Annotated in this window: 16 protein-coding genes; 5 read left to right on the top strand and 11 right to left on the bottom strand. The window is 53.9% G+C overall.

The window, feature by feature from the left end:
* Nucleotides 1-26 precede the first annotated feature (26 nt).
* The 9 genes from recC to rppH form a co-directional block, all read right to left on the bottom strand.
* Nucleotides 27-3,407, bottom strand: a complete 3,381-nt coding sequence (gene recC / locus ACPUC7_RS07095; protein ID WP_494922313.1) for an exodeoxyribonuclease V subunit gamma — start codon at nt 3,405-3,407, stop codon at nt 27-29.
* A gap of 194 nt (nt 3,408-3,601) precedes the next feature.
* Nucleotides 3,602-3,859, bottom strand: a complete 258-nt coding sequence (locus ACPUC7_RS07090; RefSeq protein ID WP_494922312.1) for a prepilin-type N-terminal cleavage/methylation domain-containing protein — start codon at nt 3,857-3,859, stop codon at nt 3,602-3,604.
* 16 nt (nt 3,860-3,875) lie between these two features.
* Nucleotides 3,876-4,298, bottom strand: a complete 423-nt coding sequence (locus ACPUC7_RS07085) for a DUF2509 family protein (protein ID WP_494922311.1) — start codon at nt 4,296-4,298, stop codon at nt 3,876-3,878.
* Entirely contained in the window at nt 4,295-4,846 is a 552-nt protein-coding gene (locus ACPUC7_RS07080; RefSeq protein ID WP_494922310.1) for a prepilin peptidase-dependent protein, read from the bottom strand. Before ACPUC7_RS07080 ends, ACPUC7_RS07085 begins: the two co-directional genes overlap by 4 nt.
* Nucleotides 4,837-5,307 carry a prepilin-type N-terminal cleavage/methylation domain-containing protein gene (locus tag ACPUC7_RS07075; protein WP_494922309.1) on the bottom strand — a complete coding sequence of 157 codons (471 nt, stop codon included), beginning with the start codon at nt 5,305-5,307 and terminating at the stop codon, nt 4,837-4,839. Before ACPUC7_RS07075 ends, ACPUC7_RS07080 begins: the two co-directional genes overlap by 10 nt.
* 272 nt (nt 5,308-5,579) lie before the next feature.
* Entirely contained in the window at nt 5,580-6,374 is a 795-nt protein-coding gene (thyA, locus tag ACPUC7_RS07070; RefSeq protein WP_343552367.1) for a thymidylate synthase, read from the bottom strand.
* Entirely contained in the window at nt 6,371-7,252 is an 882-nt protein-coding gene (lgt, locus tag ACPUC7_RS07065; RefSeq protein WP_343552368.1) for a prolipoprotein diacylglyceryl transferase, read from the bottom strand. The genes thyA and lgt overlap by 4 nt, the downstream gene beginning before the upstream one ends.
* A 98-nt stretch (nt 7,253-7,350) precedes the next feature.
* Complete coding sequence (ptsP, locus tag ACPUC7_RS07060) at nt 7,351-9,597, bottom strand: phosphoenolpyruvate--protein phosphotransferase (protein WP_494922308.1); 2,247 nt, start codon at nt 9,595-9,597, stop codon at nt 7,351-7,353.
* A gap of 12 nt (nt 9,598-9,609) precedes the next feature.
* Nucleotides 9,610-10,137: an RNA pyrophosphohydrolase gene (gene rppH / locus ACPUC7_RS07055; RefSeq protein WP_007890933.1), complete on the bottom strand. Its 528-nt coding sequence runs from the start codon at nt 10,135-10,137 to the stop codon at nt 9,610-9,612.
* Nucleotides 10,138-10,819: 682 nt separating this feature from the next.
* Here rppH and mutH point away from each other — a divergent pair.
* The 3 genes from mutH (at nt 10,820) to ACPUC7_RS07040 (ending at nt 13,014) form a co-directional block, all read left to right on the top strand.
* Nucleotides 10,820-11,506: a DNA mismatch repair endonuclease MutH gene (gene mutH, locus ACPUC7_RS07050; protein ID WP_494922307.1), complete on the top strand. Its 687-nt coding sequence runs from the start codon at nt 10,820-10,822 to the stop codon at nt 11,504-11,506.
* A gap of 104 nt (nt 11,507-11,610) precedes the next feature.
* On the top strand, nt 11,611-11,829 hold the full coding sequence (locus ACPUC7_RS07045; RefSeq protein ID WP_343552371.1) for a YgdI/YgdR family lipoprotein: 219 nt from the start codon (nt 11,611-11,613) through the stop codon (nt 11,827-11,829).
* A gap of 144 nt (nt 11,830-11,973) precedes the next feature.
* Nucleotides 11,974-13,014: an NADP(H)-dependent aldo-keto reductase gene (locus ACPUC7_RS07040; protein ID WP_343552372.1), complete on the top strand. Its 1,041-nt coding sequence runs from the start codon at nt 11,974-11,976 to the stop codon at nt 13,012-13,014.
* 82 nt (nt 13,015-13,096) lie between these two features.
* Here ACPUC7_RS07040 and lplT read toward each other — a convergent pair whose 3' ends face one another.
* Nucleotides 13,097-14,287 (bottom strand): lysophospholipid transporter LplT, encoded by a 1,191-nt coding sequence (lplT, locus tag ACPUC7_RS07035; RefSeq protein WP_494922306.1) that lies wholly within the window; start codon nt 14,285-14,287, stop codon nt 13,097-13,099.
* Nucleotides 14,284-16,434 carry a bifunctional acyl-ACP--phospholipid O-acyltransferase/long-chain-fatty-acid--ACP ligase gene (gene aas, locus ACPUC7_RS07030; protein WP_494922305.1) on the bottom strand — a complete coding sequence of 717 codons (2,151 nt, stop codon included), beginning with the start codon at nt 16,432-16,434 and terminating at the stop codon, nt 14,284-14,286. Before aas ends, lplT begins: the two co-directional genes overlap by 4 nt.
* Before the next feature lie 590 nt (nt 16,435-17,024).
* On the opposite strand from aas, the gene ACPUC7_RS07025 reads away from it, so the two are divergent.
* Together ACPUC7_RS07025 and ACPUC7_RS07020 are read left to right on the top strand one after the other, a co-directional pair.
* Nucleotides 17,025-18,002 (top strand): sugar ABC transporter substrate-binding protein, encoded by a 978-nt coding sequence (locus ACPUC7_RS07025; protein ID WP_343552375.1) that lies wholly within the window; start codon nt 17,025-17,027, stop codon nt 18,000-18,002.
* Between the two features lie 8 nt (nt 18,003-18,010).
* A complete protein-coding gene (locus tag ACPUC7_RS07020) occupies nt 18,011-19,504 on the top strand; it encodes a sugar ABC transporter ATP-binding protein (protein ID WP_494922304.1) in 1,494 nt (497 codons plus the stop codon).
* The last annotated feature ends 10 nt before the right edge of the window (nt 19,505-19,514 follow it).

Below are 19,514 nucleotides of genomic sequence, written 5' to 3'. Positions count from 1 at the left end.
CGCGCAAGACACGCTTCTACCTGTTGCTATGCATCATTTTGCTGTGCGAGACGCACCGGTAAATACCATTGTTTTGCTGCCGCGATAATCGCCTGAACGGCATCGTCATCTAAGGTTCGGCTTAGGCGTTGCAAATAGGGATCACTGCCCTCGCCTTCCACTTGATAACCACCCTGCCAGGCTTGCAGCAGTTTGTTAAGTGCCTTTTTCTGCGTTGCTTCGTCTTCCAGCAATTGCTGTGACTTGCTATCAAAGCTGGCATCCAGCCATGCACCACCGCTTTTGTTCAACAACATCAGCGGCTGCATTAATCCGGCCTGATATCCTTCAACGTACTGATTCAGCAGAAATAATGCCTGTTCGGCTGGCAGCGCAGTGAAACGCCAATGGCTTTGCTTGCGCCCATACATGCGACTTTCACCCGATCCACCTAAGGCGCAGTACACCAGATGCTCCAGCCAAAGTAGCAAACCATCGTTCATGTTCAGCACGCCAGGCCGCCAGCGCAGCAATCCGTCAGCTTGCACCTGAGTCAGCCAGCCGGTCAATTGCACGTCACCTAAGGTGAGGTTGATTTCCCAACTTTCAGCCGCTTGACGCTGACCGCTGACTTCCGCCGCCACTTCCTGCATCTCTTCGGTCTGACTCTGCCAGAAAAGTTCCCCAAACGCGCCATAGGGCAGATTGCCTGCGGCACGATGGCGCGCATATAACTGCGCCGGATCGTCGCCGTTGACCAGCGTATTCAATAGCTGAGCGTTGATTTGGTAACGTTCTAAACTATCGGGCGCGAACGGTTCGCTATCCGGCAATTCGCTCTCCTCCATCCAGAAAGCCACACCTAAACGCTGCTGGAACCAGGCACGCACCGGATGACGCCAGAAGCGTAACAATTGCTCCAGCGATACGGTTTCCACTGGCTGCGCAGATAACGGCTGGATGAAATCAGGCTGCGCCACGCCGCTGCCGGTGGCGGCAGGCAACCACTCAGCGGCAAAGCTTTGTCCATATGCGCCCGGCTGGAAGTTTTCCGCCGCGAACGGCATACGGCTGTGCACCGTTTGCAGATGCTCACGCACGCGTTGTTCGCTGACATCTGGCTCGCACTGTTCATCGCCCGGCAAACAGAAACTTTGCCCCAAGTAATCGACCAGTTCGCTCACCAGAACCGATGGATAGCGTTCGGTATTGTCCTGAATCGCGCGGCCGATATAGCTGATATACAGCTGTTCTTGCGCCGAAATCAGTGCTTCGAGGAACAGATAACGGTCATCATCGCGACGACTTCGATCGCCTTTGCGCATTTGCTGCTGCATAAGATCGAAGCCAAGCGGCGCTAATGTTCGTGGGTAAACACCATCGTTCATTCCCAGCAAACACACCACCTTGAAGGGAATGGAACGCATTGGCATCAACGTACAGAAGTTGATTGGACCGGCCAGAAAACGCTGGCTAATGCGCTGTTGGTCAAGGCGCGATCGCAGCTCATCGCGTAAGAGCGTGACCGGAATGGGTTGTTGATATGCTGCCTGCATGCCCTGTTCAATGATCTGCTGCCATTGCGTTTCCACCAGCAACAGCGCGGCATCGCTTTCCGCATCGCCAGCGAAGAAGCACTCCACCAGCTCACGGCACAGCGGTAGCCAATCGGCAAGTGTGCGCTCAGCGGCCAGTTTTGCCCGCCAGTCTTCAAGCCGTGACAACAATTCCGCCAGATGCCCCGCCAACTCAGCGATTAAACCGCTGGATTCGTCATACGGCAGAATGCCTTGCCAGGCACCGTTGTGGCTCTCTAGCGCATAGCCGAGCAGCATGCGCTGCAAGCCGAATCGCCAGGTATGTTGTCCTGTTACCGGCAACGCTAATGCTTCCACGCTGGCATCATCCAGACCCCAGCGAATCCCCGATTCCATCACCCAACGGCGCAGCAGGCGCAATCCGCTTTCATCCACGGAGAATCGCTGCGCCAGCGCCGGAACTTCCAACAGCGCCAACACGTCTTCCGAAGCAAAACGACTGTCTGGCAACGCCAGCAAGCTCAGTAACGCCAGAATCGCCGGGTGCGCCTGGCTGGCACGACGATCCGAAATCGCGAAAGGCAAATAGCGTTCGGCTGGCGCGCTGGCAAAAGCTGCCTGAATAAAGGGCGCGTAGCTGTCGATATCCGCCACCATCACGATGATGTCGCGTGGCTTTAGGTCAGGATTTTCCTCCATCAATGCCAGCAGATGATCTTGTAGCACTTCCACTTCACGTTGCGCGCTGTGACACACTTGCAACGTAATTGAGCGATCATGTGGATCGAGCAGACGTTTTTCGCTGCTGTTAGCCAGCTCACCGGCATTCAGGCCGATCACCGCTTTGTCATCCAGATTCAGCAGATCCGCTTGCAGGCTATGCAGCAGGTTGTCCGGCGTGAGCTCAACAAAAGCATCAATATCGTTGGCAGCTGACTCCATCTGGCTGAGCAAAAACAGGTTATCTCGCCCCAACTTGCCCCATGAAGCCAGCAACGGATTTGTCAGTTGTTGTTCGCCGAGATCGTTGAATAACGCGGTTGCACCAGCAGGATGGCGGAATAGCGGCTGCATCTCGTCGGATTGAATGCGGCGGCGCTGGCGGCTTTGCAGCTTCGCTAAGAAAGCATAATCCTGAATGTCGCCCCAATAATGGCGGCAAGGATTGGTGAACAGCAGATGGATATCAATGTGACGGCCCAGCGCTTCCAGCGCTTGCAGATAGACCGGCGGCAGCGCGGAAATACCGCAGATGAACACGCGCTGCGGCAAACCAGGCGGCGGCGTTTGTGCCTGTTCCAGCTCGCGAATAAAGCGTGCATAGAGATTGGCACGATGCCACATCGGCTGACCGAGACTTTCGGTGAAACTGACCAGATCACACCACAGCGGCGCTTGCCACAATTGTGATTCGCCTAAGCCGTCAATAAGTTCACCACGCTCCCAACTGTTAAGCCAATCCGAGCGGTACACCAGATATTGGTCAAACAGGTCTGCAACACGAGCGCTAAGTTGATACAGCTTGCGCTTGTCTTCGTCGTCGTTGAGATAGTGACGCAGCGGCTGAAATGCTTCTTGCTCCAGCAGAGTCGGCAAGCGATGCATTAGCTTCCAGCTCATGCTGGCTTTGGTAAAAGCGCTCTCTTCGGGAATATCCGGCAGCACCTTAACGAACATGTTCCAGATAAAACTGGCGGGCAGCGGGAAGTCGATATTGGCGGCGATACCGAAACTGTTTGCCAGTTCCATTTGCAGCCATTGCGCCATACCGGGGCTTTGCACCAGCACTTGCTCTGCGGCAAGAGGATCGGCAAGCGGCTGATTTTCAATCAAAATACCTGCCAGATTTTTTAGCAAATCAAGCTGATTAGAGTGATAGACCCGGAACATATTTCTCCTAATGTTATACCCGTCATACTTCAAGCCACAGGTGCGTTGGCTACACTTGCTCACCCCAGTCACTTACTTGAGTAAGCTCCTGGAGATTCACAAGCTTGCCGCCTTCCTGCGACTCAAATTATTCGGGTATAAAAGTATGCATACAGCTCGGCCACTCTACCGTTTATCACCGGTGATGCCTACCGCTAGTGGCAATTGAGCTGCGCCAGCGAAGCGCTACGTTGCTGTGGCCCTGTAACGGTAACGCGTTCCAAAATGCAACCGCCAGAAAAGCTCTGCTGCTGGCGCTGTATCTGCCAATCAGCAACCTCCCGCCCCAACAGCGCCTGACCTGCGACGCGCCATGCCTGTCGCTGTTGCCACTGCTGGCTGAAACCCAACGCTAAAGCGCGATGGTATTGCAGCAATGTGCTGATGGTCATCGCTAGCAGCAGCATCGCCACCAAGGTTTCCGCTAAGCTAAAACCCTGCTGCTTCGGGCTGACACAAGGTTGTCTGCGACAACGGGCAGTAATCGATCCAGCCGTGTTCTTGTAATTCCGGCTGCGTATTGCGCATTGATACCCAGCGATATAGCCATAGCGCGCGCCCTTCTCCGTGCCCCGATAACAACGCATTGTCATCCTCCATGCGTAATAAGCAGCTTTGCCATTGTTCAGCCGTCCATTGCTGACATTGCCAGCCGGTTTGCTGCGGCCAGTTTTGCACGCTGCCCCAGGTTAAGGCAGAGTGCGCCAGCCAGAAATCCTGATGATGTTGTTGTTCATCCGCCACCAACACCATGTTTTGCGACAGTTGGCTACGCGTCGCGTGCAACGTTAATCCGCCCATTAACAACATCATCAACACCATGCCCAGCGTACTGTTCCCTGTTTGCTTCACAGATTGATTCCTTCAATCCAGCTTTCAAGCTCAACGCTTTGATTGCTGGCGTTGGCTGCCAGTTGCAGGATAAGACGTGAACCTTGCCGCTCAAGTTTGAAAGCGCTGATGGTGAGAAAGGCCGGATCGGATAATCTTTCCCAGCCAGCGCTGTTACATTCATCGACGCCACGTTGCATTTCCAGCTGTCCACTGCGCAGCCGATAACCGTAATAATCACTTTCACTGTGGCCGACACCTTCCCAGCGCCCGTTACTGTTCTCATCCCAACGCAGCAATACACAGCTTCCGTTAGCAGCAAGTGTCAGAGCCGATCCGCTGCATTGCCCATGACAATAACCTGCGCGTCGTAGCGACTTGTGCAGCGTATTGGCGATCTGCTGCAACTCTTGTTGCAACTGCACGCGCTGTTGCAGGCGCAGATTTTGCTCCATCAGCAGCGGCAAAAATCGGCCTACACTGACCATCAAAATCGCCCCGACCGCTATGGCGATCAGCATTTCCAGTAGGCTGAATCCGCTTTGCCGCACTCTGCCACTTACTCGCATCCTTTCTCTCCCGGCTGGCAGGCGCGAATACGCGCTCTGGCGGAGATGATGAGGCGCCAGCGTCCTGCGGCGCTGGCAATATCCACGCTGCCAGGGCGAGCTACATCACGGCGACCATAAAAGCCCACTTCACCATTGATCGCGACCAGGCGCACGCCTTCATGCGGCAGTTTGAATAACCAGCGTGAAGCTACAGCACAGCCTTCTGCGGGTTTTGTCCCCGCGCCCAGGCAGCCGTTTTCGCCCGGCTGTAACCACAACACCACGTCGCGATTGTGCCAGTTGGCATACGCGCGTAATCGCAGTAGATATCCCTGCAATTGCTGCACGCTGTCGCGCAGTTGTTGATACTGCTGCCAGCGCTGCCAACCTTGTAATGCGCCAACGCTGAGTATGCCGGCAATCACCATCACCAATAGCAGTTCGGGCAAGGTGAAGCCGTGGTTCGGGTTTCTGTTCATGGCGAGTAATTTGCGCGTCAGGAAGAGAGACAACAAGTGAGAGAAATTGGTGTTGGAAAGCGTTACGCAAGGAATCGCTGCGGTGTGCAGTGGGATACAGATTTTTGCGAGCGGGATTCAGAATCAGGATGGTGCGAGGGTTCGGTCACCATAAATGGCGACCCTACGACAAATGGATGCGGTTTTGTAGGGTCGCCATTTATGGTGACCAAACAGATTCAGCATAAAAAAGCCCTGCACGCTGGCAGGGCTTATCTTCAATCGTGGAAGCGTTAGATCGCGACCGGCGCTTTAATCGCCGGGTGCGGATCGTAACCTTCAATCTCAAAATCGTCGAACTGATAGTCGAAGATTGAGGCAGGTTTACGTTTGATCACCAGCTTTGGCAGCGGGCGCGGTTCACGCGTCAGTTGCAGACGTGCCTGCTCTAAGTGATTGCTGTACAAGTGCGTATCGCCACCGGTCCAGACAAAATCGCCCACTTCGAGGTCGCACTGCTGTGCCACCATATGCACTAACAACGCATAACTGGCGATGTTGAATGGCAGGCCAAGGAAGATATCGCACGAACGCTGATACAGCTGGCAAGAGAGCTTGCCGTTCGCCACGTAGAACTGGAAGAAGGCGTGGCAAGGTGCCAATGCCATTTGGTCCAATTCACCGACGTTCCATGCCGAAACGATGATACGGCGCGAATCTGGATCGCGCTTCAACTGCTCAATCACTTTGCTAATCTGGTCAATCTCTTCACCAGAAGCCTTACCCCAGCTACGCCATTGCTTGCCGTACACCGGACCAAGATCGCCGTTTTCATCCGCCCATTCGTCCCAAATGGTCACCTTGTTATCTTTCAGATAACCAATATTGGTGTCGCCTTTGAGGAACCACAGCAGCTCATGAATAATGGAGCGCAAGTGTACTTTCTTGGTGGTCACCAGCGGAAAACCGTCTTGCAAATTGAAACGCATCTGGTGGCCAAAGATTGAGAGCGTGCCGGTTCCGGTGCGGTCGGCCTTTTCTGCGCCTTCATTCAGCACATGTTGCATTAGGTCCAGATACTGTTTCATTTTACCTCTCGAGTTTGCTGCTGCGGATGACGACGATAGGCCCAGATCATCATAATCACACCGGCCAGAATCATTGGAATCGACAAGATTTGTCCCATGCTGACGCCACCTTCAAACAGACCAAGCTGCGCATCCGGCTGACGGAAGAACTCCACGATAATGCGGAAAGCGCCGTAACCAATCAGGAACAGGCCAGAAACGCTGCCCATTGGACGTGGTTTGCGAATAAACAGGTTGAGAATGATGAACAGCACGATGCCTTCCAGGCACAGTTCATACAGCTGTGACGCGTGACGCGGCAGCACACCGTAGGTGTTCATTAACTCTTGATATTGTGGATTATTGGCCGCCAGCGCGAGATCTTCGCTACGTGAACCCGGGAACAGCATGGCGAATTTGAAATCCGGTGCCACGCGGCCCCACAGTTCGCCATTAATGAAGTTGCCGAGACGACCCGCGCCCAAACCAAATGGAATCAACGGAGCGATGAAATCACTCACCTGGAAGAAGGTGCGTTTGGTGCGACGCGCGAAGATCAGCATCACCACGATTACGCCGATCAAGCCGCCGTGGAACGACATGCCGCCATCCCAAACCTTGAACAGATACAGCGGATTTTCCAGGAACAGCGGCAAGTTATAGAACAGCACATAGCCGATACGTCCGCCGAGGAATACGCCAAGGAAACCGGCATATAACAGGTTTTCAACTTCCTCTTTTTTCCAGCCGCTGCCGGGTTTGTTGGCGCGGCGCGTTGCCAGCCACATGGCAAATACAAAGCCCACCAGGTACATCAAACCGTACCAGTGAAGCGAAACCGGTCCGATAGAGAAAATTACCGGATCGAATTGGGGAAACGAAATGTAGCCGTCAGTCATCTTTCACCATCGTTTATTCTGCCGTGAAACGGGTTTTGGCAATAAAAGGCTGCGCATAATAGCACAGCCGGTTTTTACACAGGTCGCGAAGAATGTAACTAACGTCCGCCGCGAATCAGACCGCCTAAACCTCGGCGCTCCATAAAGGTTGAAACCAGATGGCGCACTTCCGATGCGGTATGTGCCGCCAATCCATGCTCGCTCAGCTTCTGCGCTTCTTCAAAATCGAGATGACGCAGCAGATATTTCACGCGCGGAATGTTTTTGCCGTTCATGCTGAGGTGGTGATAACCCATGCCCACCAACAGCGCGACACACATTGGATCGCCGGCCATTTCACCACACAAACACAGCTCTAATTTGGCCTGGCGGGCTTCATGGGCGATGGTGTGTAGCGCGCGCAACATCGCCGGATGCAGCGAATCATACAGATTGGCGACACGCGTATTGTTACGATCAACCGCCAGTAAATATTGCGTCAAATCGTTGGTGCCAACCGAAACGAAATCCACGCGATCGGCCAGATGCGGAATCATAAACAGCATGGATGGCACTTCGATCATGATGCCGATTTGCGGTTTAGGAATCACATAGCCGAGCATCTCTTCCACTTCACGACCGGCGCGATCAATCAAACGACGCGCATCATCGATCTCATCGATGTGGCTGATCATCGGCAGCAAAATGCTCAGATTGCCCGACGCCACGTTAGCACGCAGCATGGCGCGCACTTGCACCAGGAAGATTTCGGGTTGATCGAGCGTTAAGCGAATGCCGCGCCAGCCGAGACACGGGTTTTCTTCGCTGATCGGCATATACGGCAACTGCTTATCCGCGCCGACATCCAGCGTACGCAGCGTGACCGGTTTGTTGTAGAACAGCTGCAACATGCCTTGATACTGCGCCACCTGCTCCTCTTCAGACGGGAAGCCGTTGTGCAGCATAAACGGGATTTCGGTGCGATACAGACCAATGCCGTCGACCCAATTATCCAGCGCCTGTTCATGCTCCGGGCTTAAGCCAGCATTCAGCATCACCTGCACACGTTCGCCGCTTTTCAGCTCGCCCGGTTGCTCGACCACACCTTCCGCCATTTTGCTCAGCGCGTTCTCTTCGCTGATCAAACGCTGATATTCCTGCACCAATACCGGTTCAGGATCGATCAACACTTCGCCGCGATAACCATCAACGATCAGCAAACGTTTGTTGAGCTGCGCCGGCAGGATATCCGCGCCCATTACAGTGGGAATGCCCATCGCGCGCGTCAAAATTGCCGCATGCGAGTTAGCGGCACCATCGCGCACCACTACGCCAGCGAGACGTTCCTGCGGCAATTCTGCCAGCGTGGTCGCCGTCAGTTCATCGGCCACCAGCACAAAGCGTTCTGGCCACGCGTTGGTGCCCACCAAAGTATCATCGAGGTGAAACAGCAGGCGTTGTCCGAGCACGCGAAGATCGCCGGCACGCTCGCGCAGATATTGATCCTGCAAGTTGGCGAACTGTTCGGCGAACTTCTCGATCACCGTTTTGACCGCCCATTCGGCAACCGATCCGCGATCGATCTCGTCGAACAGATCTTTTTTCAAGCGCGCGTCGGTGAGCAAGTGCGAATAGAGATCGAAGATCGCCGCACTCTCTTTCTGCACGCTGGCGGCAAAACGCTTGCTGAAGCGGCGAAACTCGTTACTCGCATCCCCCATCGCCTGCACCAGACGTTCACGCTCACGCGCCACATCTAATGTTGAAGCCGCAGAAACCTGATCAAGCAGCGGCTGGGTTTCATCTACCCAACCCGGCGCAACCGCCACGCCCGGCGCGGCAGCAATCGCTTTTACCCGCGTTTGGCGAAACTGACCAAACAGTTGACCAAGTTGCGATTGCGACAACAATCCGGCCATTTGTGTGGCAAGCGTGACGAGGAAAGACTCTTCGCTTTCATCAAACTGACGGTGTTCGCGCTGCTGAACCACCAGCACGCCAAGTAACTGGCGACGACTGATAATTGGTACGCCGAGGAAGGAGCGATAACGCTCTTCTTTTACAGAAGGAATATATTTGAAGCTGGGATGGCTTTGCGCATCGGCGAGGTTGATCGGTTCGGCTAAACGTCCAACGAGGCCAACAATACCTTCGTCAAACGCCAGCGTGACCGTACGACCGCGCGGCTTTTTTAGCCCGCGCGTCGCCATTAAGTAGTAGCAACGACGATCGTGATCGGCGAGATAAACCGAGCAAACCTCGGTTTCCATCGCAAGGCAAATTTCGTTGACCAGAATGTCGAGTGCTTCATTTAAACGTGGAGCACTCGCCACTTTTTCGACAATTTCGCGTAACTGAGTGAGCATAAAGGGCGTGGCCTATCCTCTTTTACGTCGTTGGGCGGCGTTATTACGCTGCCCGGCACTCTCCTGCATCGACATCACTACGCCCGCGAATTCTTTCATCACGCGGCGATAGACATCGCGTTTGAAAGAGACCACCTGACGTACCGGATACCAGAAGCTCACCCAGCGCCAGCCGTCAAACTCGGGCGTGCTGCTGTGTTGCACATTGATCTCCGCGTCACTACACATCAACTGCAGAAGAAACCACTTTTGTTTCTGGCCGATACACACCGGCTTTGTGTCCCAACGCACCAAACGTTTTGGCAACTTGTAGCGTAACCAGTTACGGGTGGAAGCAAGTATTCGAACATCTTTGCGGTGTAAACCCACTTCTTCGAACAGTTCGCGATACATCGCCTGTTCAGCGGTTTCACCCGGATTGATGCCTCCCTGAGGAAATTGCCAGGAGTGCTGTCCAAAGCGCCTGGCCCATAACACTTGTCCTTGCCTGTTACAGATTACGATACCAACATTCGGGCGGTAGCCATCATCATCGATCACTGGACTACCTCAAAGCTAAATTTGAATAGCCTGATTGTTTCACACTCCTTACAGGCGGTAAACCACTGGATATCGTGGCGATCGCGGAATAAAAGCATGATAACTCACAGAGAATAGCCAAGTTATAAACAGCAAGGCAGATTTAAGGGTGATCTTATTCACCTTTTCTGTGGATAGCTTTGTGCAGAACACGGGAATGAATTGAATAACCGCTTCAGAAACATCTTAGTGCCAATGATAAAAATAGCCATAAAGATGTTGTATTTCATAATGATATAAATAATTCACAGCTAAAATCTCATCAGGATCAATAGCGGTATAGTTTTACATTTTGGCGATCGGTTAAAGATCCATCACCGTCGTTTTTATCCACAGAGAATGCCCTAAACCTGGTCAAAGAAAGGAAAAAAAGCGTTCAAAACGCGAAAGTCAAGGCTGTAAATGGAAACAGGGGTCGTTGCGCAGGGGTGTTATCCCACTTTTCTGTGGATAACTAGGCTCAACATCTGTTCATTGTCGATAACAAGCTGGGATAACCTTGGCATACCATTAACGGTATTCATCCTATCGCGATAAAAAAGCATGCTGAATCATGCTATTATCACGGTTATTCACCTTAATGCCGTGTGGACAAACTGATTACGATTTTACTGTTCACTCTTCAACCAATGTGAGTTTTAGCATGTCATCCGCCGCTTTATTGCCACCACCGCCTGAAAATGAAACAGAGCTGCTGCAACGCGCGCAAGGGTTAGCGGGACAAACCTTCGCTGCATTGGCGGCACAGATCAATCTGCCGATCCCGGCGAATCTCAAACGCGATAAAGGCTGGGTCGGCATGTTGTTAGAGCTGCATTTAGGTGCCAGCGCCGGTAGCAAAGCCGAGCAGGATTTTGCCCATCTCGGCATTGAACTGAAAACCATTCCGGTCGATGCGCAAGGTAAACCGCTGGAAACCACCTTTGTCTGCGTGGCACCGTTAACCGGCAACAGTGGCGTCACCTGGCAAACCAGCCACGTGCGCCACAAACTGGCGCGCGTGTTGTGGATTCCGATTGAAGGCGATCGCGCCATGCCGCTGGCGGAACGTCGCGTCGGATCGCCGCTGTTGTGGCGTCCCAATGAAGAAGAAGAGCAGCAGCTACGCGAAGATTGGGAAGAGTTGATGGACATGATCGTGCTCGGCCAGGTTGAGCGCATCACCGCACGCCACGGCGAGTGGCTACAAATCCGTCCAAAAGCCGCCAACAGCAAAGCCTTAACCGAAGCGATTGGCGAACATGGCGAACCGATCATGACTTTGCCGCGTGGCTTTTATCTGAAGAAAAGCTTCACCGGCCCGTTATTAGCGCGACATTTTTTACTGTAAATGCATATTGCTGCCGATAATTTTAGGAATGATGCGATTACTCCTAACGACGAAAGCATTTATTACTACACTTTTGCTGTTGAAGTTGCGTGAAGGAGAAAGGAATGAAAGGGTTGGCGAGTGCAGTGGGTTTAGCATTGGTAGCAGTATTGCTGAGTGGTTGCAGCAGTGATTACGTGATGGCGACCAAAGATGGCCGCATGATCATGACAGATGGCAAACCGGCCATTGATAAAGAAACGGGTTTGGTGCAATACACCGATGAGAAAGGCCATCAGATGCAGATCAATGGTGACGAGGTTTCCACCATCATTGAGCGTTAAGTGCCAAATTGCCTTGCCTGCACGCGTTTTCCCCCTGTGCAGGCGATTTCCCGAACTTTCCCCTCTTCCTTCCGCGCGGCTTCACACGTTATAGTCCCACAGGACACAACATTCCCTTTCATAATGAAAAAAGGATGCCGGCAAATGCACTATCACCGTATTCCCCATAGCACGCTGGAAGTGAGTCAGCTGGGGCTAGGAACCATGACGTTTGGTGAGCAGAACAGCGAAGCCGACGCCCACGCACAGCTTGATTACGCGGTTAGCAGTGGCATTAACCTGATTGATACCGCGGAAATGTATCCGGTGCCGCCGCGCCCGGAAACGCAGGGATTAACTGAACAGTACATCGGTAGCTGGCTGAAGAAGCGTGGCAGCCGCGACAAAATCATTCTTGCCAGCAAAGTGGCCGGCCCGGTACGCGGCGCTGATGCGTCGATTCGTCCCAATCAGGCGTTAGATCGTAAAAACATCCGCGAAGCGCTGGATGCCAGCCTGAAACGCCTGAATACCGATTATCTCGATCTTTATCAGCTGCACTGGCCGCAGCGTCAAACCAATTTCTTCGGCAAACTGGGTTATCAATACAGCGATAACAGCGTGCCGGTTACCTTGCTGGAAACGCTGGAAGCACTGACCGAACAAGTGCGCGCCGGTAAGATTCGCTACATTGGCGTCTCGAACGAAACTGCATGGGGCGTGATGCGTTATTTGCAGCTGGCTGAGAAGCATGAACTGCCGCGCATCGTCACTATTCAAAACCCGTACAGCCTGCTGAACCGCAGCTTTGAGGTCGGTTTGGCGGAGATCAGTCAGCACGAAGGCGTTGAGCTGCTGGCCTATTCCAGCCTGGCGTTTGGTACCTTGAGTGGCAAATATCTGAACGGTGCGAAACCCGCTGGTGCGCGCAATACTTTGTTTAGTCGCTTTACCCGTTATAGCGGCGAGCAGTCAAATCAGGCCATTGCCGCCTATGTGGATTTGGCGAAGAAGCATAATCTCGATCCTTCGCAGATGGCGCTGGCCTATGTGCGTCAACAGCCGTTTGTTGCCAGCACCTTGCTGGGCGCAACGACGCTGGAGCAGTTGAAGATCAACGTGGAGAGTTTCAATCTGACGCTAAATAGCGAAGTGTTAGAGGAACTGGAAGCGATTCATCGCCAATATACTTATCCGGCGCCATAAAAAAGGTGCGCATGAATGCGCACCCTACGATTTTCTGCCGTAAGGTCGCCATTCATGGCGACCTTGTTAATTACCGCACCCGCTAACGACGGCCTTTCCACCACAATACCGCAATCGCCACGGCGAATATCGCGCCGAAGCCCACGCCGGTGGCCACCGCAGGCGCACCCAATTTAATCGCCACGGTATACAACCCCAGCATCAGCAACATCGCGGCATTCTCGCCGAGATTCTGCACCGCAATCGCGTTACCCGAACCAACGGATTCCTTGCCGCGCTCCTGCAACAGCGCATTCAACGGCACCACGAAGAAGCCGCCCAGCGCGCCGATCAGCATCAGCACCAGATAGGCATTCAGCAGGCTAGTTTGCAGCGAGAACACCACCACCATCACGCCAATCAGCACACCCGCGGGCATACAGCGACGCACGGTTTGCAGCGTCACCAACTTCGCCGCCGCCGCCGCACCCATCACGATGCCAATCGCCACCATTGCGTTGAGAGTGGTCGGGGTTTTGTTATCGCTGATACCCAGCGCCACCGGCACCCACAGCACCAGCAGGAAACGCAGCGTCACGCCTGCGCCCCAGAACAAACTGGTGCCGAGCAGTGAGAAGCGCGTCTCGCCGTTACGCCACAACAGCTTGGTTGCCGCCACGAAACTGCGCAGCATGGCGCCAAAATGCCAGCTTTGCCCCGGTCGCGCCGCGCTTAAGCGTGGAATAAAGATATTTGCCACCACCGCCATCGCGTAAGTCATGGCGCACACCACCAGCGCAGCGACCAGATTCCAGTCAGCTAAAAATCCACCCGCCACCGATCCCAATAAAATCGCCGCGATGGTTGAGCCTTCCATCAAGCCGTTGGCTTTGACCAAACGATCGCCGCTGGTGATCTCCGTCAGGATGCCGTACTTGGCAGGCGAATAAGAGGCCGCACCAATTCCCACCAGCGTGTAGCCGATGAACGGATTGAAGCCAAAGCAGATAGTGAGCGCGCCCAATAGCTTGAGGCTGTTGGCGAACATCATTACGCGGCCTTTGGCAAAGCTATCCGCCATCTGCCCGACAAACGGCGCGAGCAAAATGTAAGTCGCCACAAACAACATTTGCAGGATCGGCTGGCTCCAATCGGGATAGAACTGATTTTTCAGCACCGCCAGCGTGACGAACAACAGCGCGTTGTCGCCAAATGCCGAGAAGAATTGCGCCACAATCACCGCCAGCATATTGCGCGACATCAAGGGTGCGTCCGGATTAACCGTCTGGCTCATGCCTGCTCCTGTTCCGCCAGCTGTTTCAGGCTGACATAGTCCGGTTTGCCGCTGCCGAGGATCGGCAACTGCTTCATAAAGCGGATATCGCGTGGCACCGCCAGTTCCGGCGCGCCCAGTTCGCGCGCGGCTTTCAGCAGCGTATCGCGGCTCAATGCGCTGTCGGTAGTAAACAGCACCAAGGCTTCACCACGATTACCATCTGGGCGCAGCGACGCCGCATGTTGCTTCTCGTGCGAGGCTTTCAGAGCAATTTGCTCAACGATCTCCAGCGAAACCATTTCCCCGGCAATTTTGGCAAAGCGTTTAGCGCGGCCCTGAATCTGGCAGAATCCGCCTTCATCAAAGCTGACGATATCGCCGGTATCGTACCAGCCGGCTTCCATCTCGCCTTCGCCGTTGTCCGCCACCGGCACTTCCAGCACGCCAGGATTTTCGACACGCAGATAGCCGTTCATCACGTTCGGTCCGCGCAATTGCAAACGACCGCCCTGCTCGATGCCCGGCACCGAAATCAGACGTGAATCCATGCCCGGCAGAATCCGGCCGACGGTGTGGCTTTTCGCGGCCATCGGCACGTTGATCGCCACGACCGGCGCGCACTCGGTCACGCCATAACCTTCGAGGATGCGAATGCCGTATTTTTCCATGTAAATCTGGCGGGTGCCTTCCTGCAACTTCTCAGCACCGGCCACCACATAGCGCAAGCGAGCAAAATCGTAAGGTGCGGCGAAGCGCGCATAGTTACCGAGGAAGGTCGATGTACCAAACAGCACAGTGCAGTTACGGTCGTAAACCAGTTCTGGCACGATGCGATAGTGCAGCGGGCTTGGATAGAGGAACACTTGCGCACCGGTTAACAGCGGCGTGAACAACCCCACGGTTAAACCAAACGCATGGAACAGCGGCAGCGCCGACATAAAGCGGTCGCGGGGGGTGAAATCGGCCACGGTGCGAATCTGCTCAACGTTGGCCAGCAAGCTTTTATGCGAATGCACCACACCTTTGGGATTACCTTCCGAACCCGAGGTAAACAGCACCATCGCGGCATCTTCCGGTTGCTGCGGCACCTGCGCACGGCGTGGCATCAGCAGATGCGCCAAAATCCACAATTTGTCCTGCAACGTGACGGTATCTTTTAGATCTTCAAGGTAGATCCACTGCACGTCGGTTAAACCTTGCGGCAGATGCCACAAGTTGCCTTTTTCGAGGAACTGACGCGAGGTAAACACAGTTTTGACTTGCGATGCGGTTAACGCTGCACGCATGCCATTAACGCCTGCGGTGTAATTCAGCATCGCCGGGATACGTCCGCGCAGCGAAGCGCCCAGAATCGCCGCCGCCGTCACCGTGGCATTCGGCAGCAGCAGGCCAATGTATTCGCCCTGCTTGCTGTAACGTTCCAGAATGCGGCCAACGCCGAGCGATTTCTTTAGCAATCCGGTGTAGCTATCCGGTTTGAAATTGACGTCTTCAATGCACGGTTTCATCACGCCATAACGCTGACGCGCATTAAGGAAAGCGTCGAACAGCGTTTCACGCGGACGCACCGCCATGCGCGCTTCCATCATCACATGGTGTAAGTGCTCACCCGCCAGCGTGCGGCGATCGCGTGCGCGTTTGGCTTCCGGCATCGGGATCACCGTCGGCGGCAACACGGTTAAGGTGATGCGTGGAAACAGGCGACGTTTAAAGATGCCCGCCAGACGGCCAAACGGTGTGTACTCCGCGCCTTCGATACGCATCGGCACCACGGTCGCGCCAGATTTCGCCGCCACAAAGCCGGCACCGCTGTAGATCTTCATTAGCGAGCCTGTCACGGTAATGCGTCCTTCCGGGAAGATCACCACCGGACGACCTTCATTGATCATGCGCACCAGATGCTTGATCGACATCGGCTTGCTTGGATCGAGCGGCACGAAGTCGATGATCGGCTTCAGCAGGCGCATAAACCATTGATTGCTGATCGATGAATAGACCGCGAACACCGGTTTGATCGGCAGGAACAGCGCCACCAACACGCCATCAAGGAATGACATATGGTTCGGGGTGATCAGCACTTTTTCTTTATGTAGTGCCGTGAGATCGCCGCGCAATTCCACGCGCCACAGCAGGCGGAAGAGAGTACGGAAGAAGGTGAGTAACATGCCAGCTCCTTAGCAGTCGCAAAAAATGGCTCTTACGATGCCGGATAAGCGATGACAACTCAATCCGAGGCCAAAAAAATTGCGGCGCTAGATTATATTTTCTGGAACCAAGCGGAATCACCCATAGGAATTTTGTGTGACGCGGGAAAACCGCCACATCCTGCGTTGCGCCCATAGCTGCATAAACGGCAATGATGTTTAAGGGGATAAAATGGCTAATTGCCTCATTCTTCAAGTAATTTTACCCATGACGATCTATTGCGCCTTTTCTATAACCTGCAATCCGTCCTCACATGACTGATCCTCAGCTTTAACGCTTTTTCTTATACAACAAAACGTCTGACATACTTCTGCATTCCAAACACAGCATCCACATAAAAATAAAAACCCATAAAATGCAATTTATAAAAAACAAACAACCAATTCACATTAAATAAAAAGAATAATAATTAAATCCTCCCTTCACACCTTTACCAAAGCGCTCAAAAACCACTCCATTTACATGCTACACGTTCTAGTTTAGCTTGAGTTGACCGGGCAGCATGAGCCGCCTTCTGTTCACAATAAAAATGACGCTTTGGAGTATGAACATGCCAACACCAGTTTCTTTTCGGGGAATAGCCAGCTCGTTGTTGTTACTCACTGCGGGAATGGGATACAGCAGTCTCAGCGCGGCAGCAGAAAGCACCACCTGCGCCAAAACCTACACCATCGGCTTCAGCCATCCGGTCGGTGAATCCCAATTTGCTATTGCACTGAAGAAAAAAGTTGCCGCTGCTGGCGAGAAAAACGGCTGCGTTAAAGTTCTGCTGGATAACACTCAACAGAGCAATCTGGAATCGCAGCGTTCAACGTTGGAAAGCTGGGTGACGCGCCGGGTCGATGCGATTGTTGTCTTACCGGTTGAAGCCACCGCACTTGATGGTTTGCGCAAACAAGCACAGAAAAAAGGTATCAAGTGGCTGACCTACGCGGGTGCAACGCCAGGTGCTGACGGCTCGGTCGGTTTCGATAACGTACAAAGCGGCGACTTAGTGGCAAAAGATGCCTTGAACTGGGTGAAACAGCGTTATCCAGATGGGAAAGTCAGCGCCGCCGTCACCACACTCACCCCGCTGAAAGGGTTTGCGGGTCGTTGGGATGAACCGCTGAAACAGTTTAAAGCCGCCAACCTGCCGGTAGTATCACAGCAGGATTGCGCGACCCAAGCCTGTGGTCTGCAAATTGCCGAAGACAGCCTGCGCCAACATCCTGATTTACGCGTCTTTATTGGCATCAACGATGATGCTGCACTGGGTGCGCTGCGCGCCTTTAAGAATGCCGGAATTAAACCTGAAGACGCCTATATTGCCGGTCAGGATGGCACCGTTGAGGGCCTACAAGCCGTCAAACAAGGCGGGGCTTATCGCGCCTCCGCGGCCATCTTATTGGACGACTTAGCGCGTTCCATCATTGAGAACTCGCTGGCCGCCATCACCGGCAAAGGCAGCACCAATTATGAAACGCCGGTCGAGTTGGGCACCTTACGTAATCCTCAACGACTTGATGCTCTGATTGCGCAGTACTAGGAGCCATTATGAGCATTAATCTCACGTCGAAAGGGCTGATTGTCAGTGATATTCGCAAGTCCTTTGATGCTCAGGCCGTTCTGAAAGGGGTTAATCTGGAATTTAAAGCGGGTGAAGTCCACGCGCTGCTCGGCCCCAATGGGGCCGGCAAATCCACCCTTTTAGGCTGTTTGAGTGGGGCCACCACGCCCGATTCTGGCGACATTACCATTGGCGAAAACGTCTACAAATCGTTCACACCAACCTCGGCATTTGAAGCCGGCATCGCCAGCATTTATCAACACTTTCAACTGATTGGTCCGCTCAGCGTCAGCGACAACATTTTCCTGGTTAATGAGCTGACCAGCGCAGTCGGGACGACGCAGCAACGGGCGCAGAAACAGCGCAGCCGCGAACTGCTGGAATCACTCGGCGTGGAGATCGATCCTGCGCGTCCGGTGGACGATCTCAGCGTCGGCGAGCAACAAACCGTTGAAATTGCGCGCGCGTTGCTGAAAGAACCTAAGGTACTGATTCTGGATGAACCGACCGCCGCGCTAAGCGATAACGAAGTCACCGCCCTGCTGGAACTGGTGCGACGTCTGGCGCAAGAGCATGGCCTGATCGTCATCTATGTCACGCATCTGCTGCGTGAAGTGTTGGAAGTGGCGGACAAAGTCACGGTATTGCGCGATGGCAACGTGCTGTGGACGAAAGAGATCGATGCCCTGAATCTCAGTGATTTAGTTCACGCCATTTCGCCAGAAAGTGCCGCCGCGCGGAATACGCTGCCGAAGACCTTCACCTCGTCATTAATTCATTTAGAGGATTACCGCTCAAGCTGGACCGGGCCGGTGAATCTCACGCTGCATGAAGGTGAAATCATTGGCGTATTTGGCCTGCTGGGTTCAGGGCGCACTGATTTGCTCGAAGGTCTGGCGGGCGTCAAACGCAGCAGCGGACGACTGCGTTTCGGCAGCCATAACTTACGCGCCCGCACGCCGCAAAAAGCACGTCAGCAAGGCATTGTGCTGGTACCTTCCGACCGCAAAGAGCAGGCACTGTTTGGCAGCATGAGCGCCAAAGAGAATTTGCTGCTGCCGCATTACAGCCGTTTATCGTGGCTTTGGCGTTCAGCCAAAAAAGAGAAAACCATTTTCCAGCAACTGGCCCAACGCGTGGGATTGAAACCGGTTGATCCTGAACGTGAAGGAGCCAGTTTTTCCGGAGGCAATGCGCAGAAATTGATGGTTGGCCGCTGGATGACCGGCATCGATCAAAGCCATCTGTTGCTGCTGGATGAACCCACGCAAGGGGTGGATGTTGGCGCACGCCAGGATCTGTATGACCTGATCCGTGATTACGCTGCCCAACCGCATCACGCGGTGATGTTTGCCTCCAGCGATCCGGAAGAAATAGTGGCATTGGCGACCCGCGTTATCGTGCTGGTTGAGGGGGAAGTCGCCAGCATTGTTGAACCCGACATTGGTGAAGAGAAGCTCATCGCGCTAGCGCATGGCTAACCCGACCTTG

The organism is Pantoea sp. CFCC18179, from assembly GCF_059412405.1.
The sequence above is the reverse complement of the archived record's forward strand: the minus strand, read 5'-3'. Positions and strand labels throughout refer to the sequence as shown.

Excerpts from the sequence above, each read along its gene's own strand:
- mutH (WP_494922307.1), top strand. The coding sequence starts at position 10,820 with ATGTCATCCGCCGCTTTATTGCCACCACCGCCTGAAAATGAAACAGAG.
- thyA (WP_343552367.1), bottom strand. The coding sequence starts at position 6,374 with ATGAAACAGTATCTGGACCTAATGCAACATGTGCTGAATGAAGGCGCA.
- lgt (WP_343552368.1), bottom strand. The coding sequence starts at position 7,252 with ATGACTGACGGCTACATTTCGTTTCCCCAATTCGATCCGGTAATTTTC.
- ptsP (WP_494922308.1), bottom strand. The coding sequence starts at position 9,597 with ATGCTCACTCAGTTACGCGAAATTGTCGAAAAAGTGGCGAGTGCTCCA.
- ACPUC7_RS07045 (WP_343552371.1), top strand. The coding sequence starts at position 11,611 with ATGAAAGGGTTGGCGAGTGCAGTGGGTTTAGCATTGGTAGCAGTATTG.
- lplT (WP_494922306.1), bottom strand. The coding sequence starts at position 14,287 with ATGAGCCAGACGGTTAATCCGGACGCACCCTTGATGTCGCGCAATATG.
- ACPUC7_RS07080 (WP_494922310.1), bottom strand. The coding sequence starts at position 4,846 with ATGCGAGTAAGTGGCAGAGTGCGGCAAAGCGGATTCAGCCTACTGGAA.
- ACPUC7_RS07020 (WP_494922304.1), top strand. The coding sequence starts at position 18,011 with ATGAGCATTAATCTCACGTCGAAAGGGCTGATTGTCAGTGATATTCGC.
- aas (WP_494922305.1), bottom strand. The coding sequence starts at position 16,434 with ATGTTACTCACCTTCTTCCGTACTCTCTTCCGCCTGCTGTGGCGCGTG.
- recC (WP_494922313.1), bottom strand. The coding sequence starts at position 3,407 with ATGTTCCGGGTCTATCACTCTAATCAGCTTGATTTGCTAAAAAATCTG.
- ACPUC7_RS07040 (WP_343552372.1), top strand. The coding sequence starts at position 11,974 with ATGCACTATCACCGTATTCCCCATAGCACGCTGGAAGTGAGTCAGCTG.
- ACPUC7_RS07075 (WP_494922309.1), bottom strand. The coding sequence starts at position 5,307 with ATGAACAGAAACCCGAACCACGGCTTCACCTTGCCCGAACTGCTATTG.
- ACPUC7_RS07025 (WP_343552375.1), top strand. The coding sequence starts at position 17,025 with ATGCCAACACCAGTTTCTTTTCGGGGAATAGCCAGCTCGTTGTTGTTA.